The 7,126-nt window shown below is 42.4% G+C and carries 10 protein-coding genes; 7 read left to right on the forward strand and 3 right to left on the reverse strand.

What is annotated here, in order from left to right:
* From DXA97_RS19090 to DXA97_RS19120, 7 genes are all read left to right on the forward strand, one after another.
* The coding region (locus DXA97_RS19090) for a transposase (RefSeq protein WP_207666859.1) at positions 1-896 on the forward strand (896 nt) is incomplete at its 5' end.
* Positions 893-1,648, forward strand: coding sequence for an IS21-like element helper ATPase IstB (istB, locus tag DXA97_RS19095; RefSeq protein WP_207666860.1), 756 nt, complete (start codon positions 893-895; stop codon positions 1,646-1,648). The genes DXA97_RS19090 and istB, both read left to right, overlap by 4 nt.
* Positions 1,649-1,722: 74 nt before the next feature.
* Entirely contained in the window at positions 1,723-2,997 is a 1,275-nt protein-coding gene (locus tag DXA97_RS19100; protein WP_182436965.1) for a recombinase family protein, read from the forward strand.
* Positions 2,990-3,697: an integrase gene (locus DXA97_RS19105; RefSeq protein ID WP_118721422.1), complete on the forward strand. Its 708-nt coding sequence runs from the start codon at positions 2,990-2,992 to the stop codon at positions 3,695-3,697. The genes DXA97_RS19100 and DXA97_RS19105 overlap by 8 nt, the downstream gene beginning before the upstream one ends.
* On the forward strand, positions 3,654-4,037 hold the full coding sequence (locus tag DXA97_RS19110) for a hypothetical protein (RefSeq protein ID WP_118721423.1): 384 nt from the start codon (positions 3,654-3,656) through the stop codon (positions 4,035-4,037). The genes DXA97_RS19105 and DXA97_RS19110 overlap by 44 nt, the downstream gene beginning before the upstream one ends.
* 2 nt (positions 4,038-4,039) lie before the next feature.
* Positions 4,040-4,987: a hypothetical protein gene (locus DXA97_RS19115; RefSeq protein ID WP_118721424.1), complete on the forward strand. Its 948-nt coding sequence runs from the start codon at positions 4,040-4,042 to the stop codon at positions 4,985-4,987.
* On the forward strand, positions 4,984-5,904 hold the full coding sequence (locus tag DXA97_RS19120; RefSeq protein ID WP_243107777.1) for a DUF6551 family protein: 921 nt from the start codon (positions 4,984-4,986) through the stop codon (positions 5,902-5,904). Before DXA97_RS19115 ends, DXA97_RS19120 begins: the two co-directional genes overlap by 4 nt.
* Before the next feature lie 54 nt (positions 5,905-5,958).
* Here DXA97_RS19120 and DXA97_RS19125 read toward each other — a convergent pair whose 3' ends face one another.
* From DXA97_RS19125 to DXA97_RS20420, 3 genes are all read right to left on the reverse strand, one after another.
* The gene (locus tag DXA97_RS19125) at positions 5,959-6,165 is read right to left on the reverse strand and encodes a hypothetical protein (RefSeq protein ID WP_118721425.1); all 207 of its coding nucleotides are present in this window, start codon (positions 6,163-6,165) and stop codon (positions 5,959-5,961) included.
* Positions 6,158-6,649, reverse strand: a complete 492-nt coding sequence (locus tag DXA97_RS19130) for a helix-turn-helix domain-containing protein (RefSeq protein ID WP_118721426.1) — start codon at positions 6,647-6,649, stop codon at positions 6,158-6,160. Before DXA97_RS19130 ends, DXA97_RS19125 begins: the two co-directional genes overlap by 8 nt.
* 138 nt (positions 6,650-6,787) lie before the next feature.
* Positions 6,788-7,126: hypothetical protein (locus DXA97_RS20420; RefSeq protein ID WP_347561709.1), on the reverse strand; the 339-nt coding region annotated here is incomplete at its 5' end.

Genomic DNA, 7,126 nt, shown 5'->3' on the forward strand with positions numbered 1-7,126 from the left:
TGATCTTTGATAATGCTACTGGTGTTGGACGCAGGATCGGTGATATGATTCACGAAACAGAACTTTTTTCCCGTTTTCGTGCTCATTACCATTTCCGTGTCCGGTTCTGCAACCCTTATTCTGGATGGGAAAAGGGAAATGTGGAACGCGAGGTGGATTATAACAGGGCAAACCTCTTTGTGCCTGTTCCGCATTTTTCAGATGTTATCCAGTATAACCATAAGCTGCTTTTAAAGCATAAGCGGAAAGCTTCTGAGCTTCACTATAAAAAACAGGTTCCAATCTGCGAACTCTTTGAAGAAGACCGCAAAGCGTTGCTGATGCTGCCGCCCAAACCTTTTAATGTATGCAGATATGAATGGCTGAAGGCAGATGGTTATGGAAAAGTCTGCATGGATGGAAAACATTTTTATTCAACAAGTCCTGAAAATGCCAATCAGAAGGTACTGGTTGGAATCCGCGCCCATTCGGTTGATATCCTTACAGACGGAGGGCAGGTTATTACCACCCATAAGCGTGTATTCGGCGACAACAGGAGCGATGTCAGTGATTATACAACTACGCTTGCTGTGCTTATGAAAAACTCCGGGGCATGGGGAAACAGCGGACTCCGGCAGGAAACCCCGGATGTCCTGCGTACATACATGGATGCGCAGCCGAAAGAAAAACTTAAGGACTGCCTGCGGATCATGAGCGAACTTACAAACCAGTACAGCTTTCAGGCTGCTGCTTGCGCAATGGAAATGACATGTGCCAGAGGGAACATCAATATTTGTGATGCATCGGTACTGGCTGCCCGGATCACCGGATATGGGATCACTACTCCTCCAGAGACCGGTCCATCATTGGATATCTATGACGAAGCATTCCTGAAAGGAGGCAGCAAAGCATTATGATGACACCCAAAATGAAAGAAGACCTCTGCACACAGATCCTGAATGCCAGCAGACAGTTGTTTCTATCCTCAAAGATCTCCGAGGCCTGCCAGGAGAAGGGAACACAGAAACAGCTGGTGTTTGTCCTGGGACTTATGAACGAAGAGCTCACCTTGCGTGATGAAAACCGTCGGAAACGTCTGATCAAACGGGCCGGGTTTCCAACATACAAAACATTTGAAGGATACAGTTACCAGCATGTCAAACTTCCTCCTGCTTTTAGCAGGGAGGAGTTAGAATCACTGGAGTTTGTGCCCGGACAGAAGAACCTTGTACTGTATGGTCCTGTTGGAGTAGGGAAAACACATATGGCAATCGCAGCTGGTGTGAAAGCCTGCAATCTTGGATATAAAACAAAGTTTTACACTGTAACGGAACTGGTTCTGAAACTGGCGGAATCCCGCAAAAATGGGACTCTGGAGAGGCTTCTCCGGGATTTACGGAGCCTGGATCTGTTGATCCTGGATGAGTGGGGATATGTACCAGTAGACAAAGATGGTTCTCAACTGCTATTTCGGGTGATATCAGACAGTTATGAAAGTAAAAGCCTGATACTGACAACCAATCTGGAATTTTCCAAATGGGGAGGAATATTCACTGACGATCAGATGGCTGCCGCCATGATTGACAGACTGGTTCATCATGGTCACCTGCTGATCTTTGAGGGAAAAAGCTACCGGATGGAGCATGCTCTCATGCGCCAGGATGCATAAAACGTCCTGCCTAAAGCAAGGAAAATCCTTTGCTAAAAACAGGGAATTCTGACGCTTTTTTTAGGGAAAAGTGCTTGACAAAAAACACACTTCTCGGCTTCGATTTAGACGAAGATGGAAACCTGGTGATCAATGAGGAAGAAGCAAAGACTGTGCGTCTCATCTTTTTCATGTACCTGTACGGTTACACTTGTCAAGAAATCGCAGAAACGCTAACGAGCCTTGGCAGAAAAACCAAGCTAAACAACACTGTCTGGTCTGCTGGAAGTGTTCTGCAGCAGCTTCAAAACGAAAGGCACTGTGGCGACGTATTGGCCCGTAAAACCTGGACGCCAAGTTACCTGGACCACAAATCAAAGAAAAATAAACAGGACAGAAATCAATACCGCCAGAAGAACCACCATGAGGCAATTATCTCGCGTGATGACTTCATAGCTGTACAAAGACTAATCAGCAACGCCAAATACGGAAATCGAGGTTTTCTGCCTGATTTGCATGTATTCACTTCCAGTGCACTGAGAGGATTTGTTTCAGTTAATCCTCGCTGGGCTGGTTTCAAAGCTGCAGATTATAAGCGTGCTTCGGAAAGTGTCTATGATCCAGCGATTGTCTTGCCAACAGAGCAGACCTTTGAAGTGAATTCAGGCGATTTTGACCTCAGAGGATTTGAAGTGGCCAGGGCTCAATTTTTCTCCTCAGCAAATCGAGTTTATGTGACCTTTTCCAATAATGGGATTCGGTTTAGCACAGAATGTGTACGCAAGCTAGACTCTCACTTTGTTGAGATGCTGATTCACCCTGGAAACGGAATTATCGCGTTTAAACCAGCAACAAAAGATAACAGAAACTCAATGGAATGGTCCAGACAATTAAACGGTGCTAAGGTTCCTAAACCGGTATCTGGTGCTGCTTTTCTACCAAATCTATATGACTTATTTGGCTGGGATAGCAACTGCAACTATCGAATCATGGGATTTAAGAAGCACAACAACGACAACACTTTAGTTCTGTTTAGTTTGGCTGATGCAGAAATTTTAATTCCTAACTCAACCATTGAAGGAGACGATGAAGAACCTATTTCTTTATTTGAGGAGGATGTCAAACCACTTGGCACAAAAACGTCTACTTTTGGTTATCCGGAAGAATGGGTATATAGTTTTGGAAACAACTTCTATCGCCAGGCACAAGCCAACGAACTAGCTGCTTTTAATGAGTCAGACTGGTCTGTGGAAGAAGAAAAAACTTCTTACAATCCAGATCCACCGCTCCAGGTAACTGCTCAAGAAGAAATAGAAGAAAACATCAAATCCATGATAGATGGAATGAGACAGGAGGCAAATAATGAATGATGAGACACAACTCAAAGAAGCTGTAGATTATGTGGAGGATGAGGCTTTTACCTTTGAAGGCTATCAAGTTGTACGAGGAGAATTTTTTTCTCACGTATTTGAACCCTCCTTCACATTTAATAACTACAAAGTCCAGATCAATACTGCCTGTATTAAGCGATTACCGGATTTTGACTATGTTCAAATATTGGTGAACCCAGACACAAAAAAGCTAGCGGTCCGCCCTTGCCAGGAAGATGAGCGAGACTCTTTCCGCTGGTGCTCTGCTACTGCTAAAAGAACACCTAAGCAAATTACCTGCCGCATGTTCTTTGCCAAGGTAATCTCACTTATGAACTGGAATAGTAACTACCGCTATAAGCTCTTGGGAAAGTTAATCAAATCAGGGGATGAGCTTCTCTTTGTCTTTGACTTAAATTCTGCTGAAATCTATCAGCGTGCGATCAAAGACGACGGTAAGGTCAAAACCTCCCGTACTGCTACTTTCCCGGAGGAATGGAAGAATCAGTTTGGTTTGCCAGTGGAAGAACACAAATCAAATATCCAAGTCAACACCTTTAATGGCTACGCAGTATTTGGCCTTCAGGAAGAATCTAAAAAATCATCAAAACAACCTGAGCAGTCGGAACCTGTCCAGGTAGAACAGGAGGAAACATATGAGCAATTCAGTCTCGCAGGCACAACCAACTCTGGTTATTGATTGTTGCAGCAATCGAATACGAATACATAGACGGACACTTCACTTACTTGGTGATCCAGAATATGTCCAAATTCTGATCAACCCAACCACCCGCTGCATTGCTTTACGATCCAGCACAGATAAGCGTGCCGAGCGTATCCACTGGAATGCTATCGGTGAAAAACAGTGCTGTGAATTTTACAGCAAATATCTCATCCGACAAATACGGAAGGTTTTATTTGATGTAGATACCAAACAGGCCTATCGAATTATGGGGCAATTTGTCGCCAGGGAAGAACTCGTATACTTCTGCGCAGATAAGGCTGTATCCATTTCCAATTATAAGGAGGAGCTTGAGTAATAATGAGTAAACGAAAACAATACAAACTTGCAATCGATGAAGAATTCCGCAGAATTGTACCTCCCATGCCACAAGATCGCCTGGATATGCTTAGACGCCAGATCAGGTACTTTGGTTGCGACCACCCCATTATTACCTGGCACAGAATTATTGTTTATAGCTATGAAGAATACGCGTTCTGTGAGGAATTTCAACTTCCATTCACAATCAAAGAACTCGAATACAATTTTCGATCCGAGGTAATTAACTATGTCAGTAAGAAGTGTTTGTACCTGGATTATCTGACAGACGAATGGAACCGCTACTGCATTGGCAAATTTTATGAATCCAAAAAGCAACTGCTTATTGATAACTATCCAATTCAGAACCAATTCACTCCCCAGGAATTAAAGCGTCCTGCCAATATGCTAACCAGTGAAATGTGTGAAAAGGAATTAGCGGATTTGCGTGGAATCAAACATGGTACCATCTCGAAATATGGTACCTTTGCTGGTGCGATAGATACCATCTATTCAAAAAGCAAGGATATAGCCTACGAACTTCTTTCTGAAAAGTTCCGATTATCACACGATAACACCATACTCCTCTCCCGGCTGACAGCTCCAGAAGTCATTGTTGTCAGGGACCGCATCATGAGTGATGGTGATTTATCTATTCTGCATTCCGGCACTTTGCGCAATCACCATGTAGCAAAGATAAAAGCCGAAACGGATAGTAAGTACAAAAAAGCTCCTGAAATAAAGCAAATGCCCAAATATGATCCAAATGCTGAAATATCGAGTTTAACTCTTACCATTCCAAGCTGGATCAGCTCCATTGAAAGAACATGCTCCTCTGCTGACTTTGAACATGCCACTCCAGAAGCGCTTGATAAACTAGGCTTGAAACTGCAAATTTTACAGGAAGCTATTAACATACTAATAGCCGCAACAAAAGGAGAATCGATATGAACGAAGAAGTTAGAGAAATAAACATAAATGACTTTGTGCCACAAGTGCACTATGAGTTAATTCCTATTAAAAACTTGGTATCTAACCAGGATTACCAAAGAAACCTATCAATCAAACATGTAGAAAAAGCTGCTGCCAATTTCGACTTATGCCAGATCAACCCTGTGAAAGTCAGTAGGCGCGATGGTGTTAATTATGTATTTAATGGTCAGCATACCATAGAGATAATCACCCTTGTTTCCGGATCCAGGGAAACACCTGTCTGGTGCATGATATATGATGATCTGGAATATGAACGGGAAGCTGACATCTTTGCTAACCAGATGAAGTATGCAAAGGCCCTCTCCCCTTATGAAATATTCATGGCAAATATTGAGGCTGGAAATGACAAGCAGCTCATCATCAAATCCCTGGTGGAATCTTATGACCTCGTTGTTTCAAGTAAGACAAGCCCCGGATGCGTTTGTGCTGTGGCCACCCTAGAAAGTATCTATGACAAGTACGGATTCCACACCTTGGATCGCACGCTGCGCCTTTTAATCGGTGCCTGGGAAGGCTCTCCAAAATCTTTTAGTGCCAATATGCTAAATGGAACCGCCCGCCTGATTCACTGCTTTGGCGATGACTTAAAGGATAATATTTTCAAAGAAAAACTTGGAATGATTTCCTTAAAAGAGCTTAGTCGTACTTCCAGGGAACGAGGCGCCGGTTCCAGGGGATTTGCTGAGGCAATGTTACTTATATATAATAAGAAAACTCAGCACCCTCTCCAGATGACAAAACTATACTCAAATAAAGGTCCGAAGCCTAAGAACCAAATGACTGACGAGGACCTAGCGGCACTTCAAATACCAGAGGTTTCCATGCCATCTGATTCAGAGCAGCAAATGGAGCTCTTTGAACAACAGACCTTATAACGTAAAATAGCCGGTAAGCAAATCTAATTGATTCACCTACCGGCCCTTTTATATTTATTTTGCATTATAAACGATAGTTTCCACTATCTTGCCTGTTGAATATTTTGTTGCGCTTCTCTTAATAATTTCACCACCATGATTTTGCTGTAGCTTAACAACCTGTCGCCCTGTACGTGTAACATAAGCCTCTAATTTATCTCCTGGATTTTTTAATAAAGCATTTCCTAATCCCTTTACTAATGTGCTCAAACTATTATTCATGTGTGGTCTCCTTTCGTGTGCCTTCAATGGCATCAATTAGTTTCTTAGTTTCATCAATTCGTTGTTGCTCGGTTTCAATTTCCTTCTCAAGCTGTCGGATACTCTTTTTCTTTCCAGAAATAAGCATCTCCGATTTTCGAATTTCCTCATATAACAATTTTTTCAATTCACTTGGAGCTATCTTCGCATTCCTCAAGGCATCCCTATTCTTCAATGCCTTATCTGCTAGAGCTCCCGCCATTACACCTGCTGCAAGAGTTGTAAGTCCTACAAGCGGTCCTGCTATCATACCACCAGCAACCATTGCGCCTGCATATTTAGGTGTTGTTTTCAAAAAAGAGTCCAACATTGCCTGAGTGATTACATTGCCTTCTTTTCTTGAGCCTTGCTCCGCTTCCAGTTTTCCTGAACGTATCCATCTACGCACAGTTTCAGGATTTGTATTTAAAAGTTCTGCAATTTCCTTAACACTATATGTTTTCATTTGGCCCTCCTTTTACTATATTTTATTACTACATTTTTGTTTTGTCAATAATTTTGTAGCATTAAAATGTAGCATTATTCTTATAAGGCAAAAAGCCGATAAGCAAACCCCACTGATTCCCCTACCGGTCCTTTTGCCTTATTCTGCTGCCAACTCAAATTCTGTTCCATCATAAAATCTTATCTGCAGTCTGCCATCTTCGTGCACTGTGATAATGTCCATCACTATTCGCATAAGCTCTGAGTCAAATCCCCGAATTGGTCCCGCTGCTGCTGTCCGCATCAAAAGTTTAGTTTTATACTTTAGCAGTGGATCATCGCTTCTTAGGTTTTCATCCCAGGCTTCTTTGTAGCTTTTCTGGTTTTCTATGTTGCTAGAATATAAATAGTACAAGCCAAAATGAGAAATTCCAAATACACATAAGCATGGTACAATAGAAACATGCTGAAGGAGGATCTCATATGGCAAAGCAACATG

It is taken from the genome of Clostridium sp. OF09-36 (genome assembly GCF_003481985.1).
In the GTDB taxonomy this organism is placed as follows: domain Bacteria; phylum Bacillota; class Clostridia; order Lachnospirales; family Lachnospiraceae; genus Brotaphodocola.

Bases quoted from the DNA above. Each gene is read 5' to 3' on its own strand.
- istB (WP_207666860.1), top strand. From the start codon at position 893: ATGATGACACCCAAAATGAAAGAAGACCTCTGCACACAGATCCTGAAT.
- DXA97_RS19105 (WP_118721422.1), top strand. From the start codon at position 2,990: ATGAATGATGAGACACAACTCAAAGAAGCTGTAGATTATGTGGAGGAT.
- DXA97_RS19110 (WP_118721423.1), top strand. From the start codon at position 3,654: ATGAGCAATTCAGTCTCGCAGGCACAACCAACTCTGGTTATTGATTGT.
- DXA97_RS19115 (WP_118721424.1), top strand. From the start codon at position 4,040: ATGAGTAAACGAAAACAATACAAACTTGCAATCGATGAAGAATTCCGC.
- DXA97_RS19120 (WP_243107777.1), top strand. From the start codon at position 4,984: ATGAACGAAGAAGTTAGAGAAATAAACATAAATGACTTTGTGCCACAA.
- DXA97_RS19125 (WP_118721425.1), bottom strand. From the start codon at position 6,165: ATGAATAATAGTTTGAGCACATTAGTAAAGGGATTAGGAAATGCTTTA.
- DXA97_RS19130 (WP_118721426.1), bottom strand. From the start codon at position 6,649: ATGAAAACATATAGTGTTAAGGAAATTGCAGAACTTTTAAATACAAAT.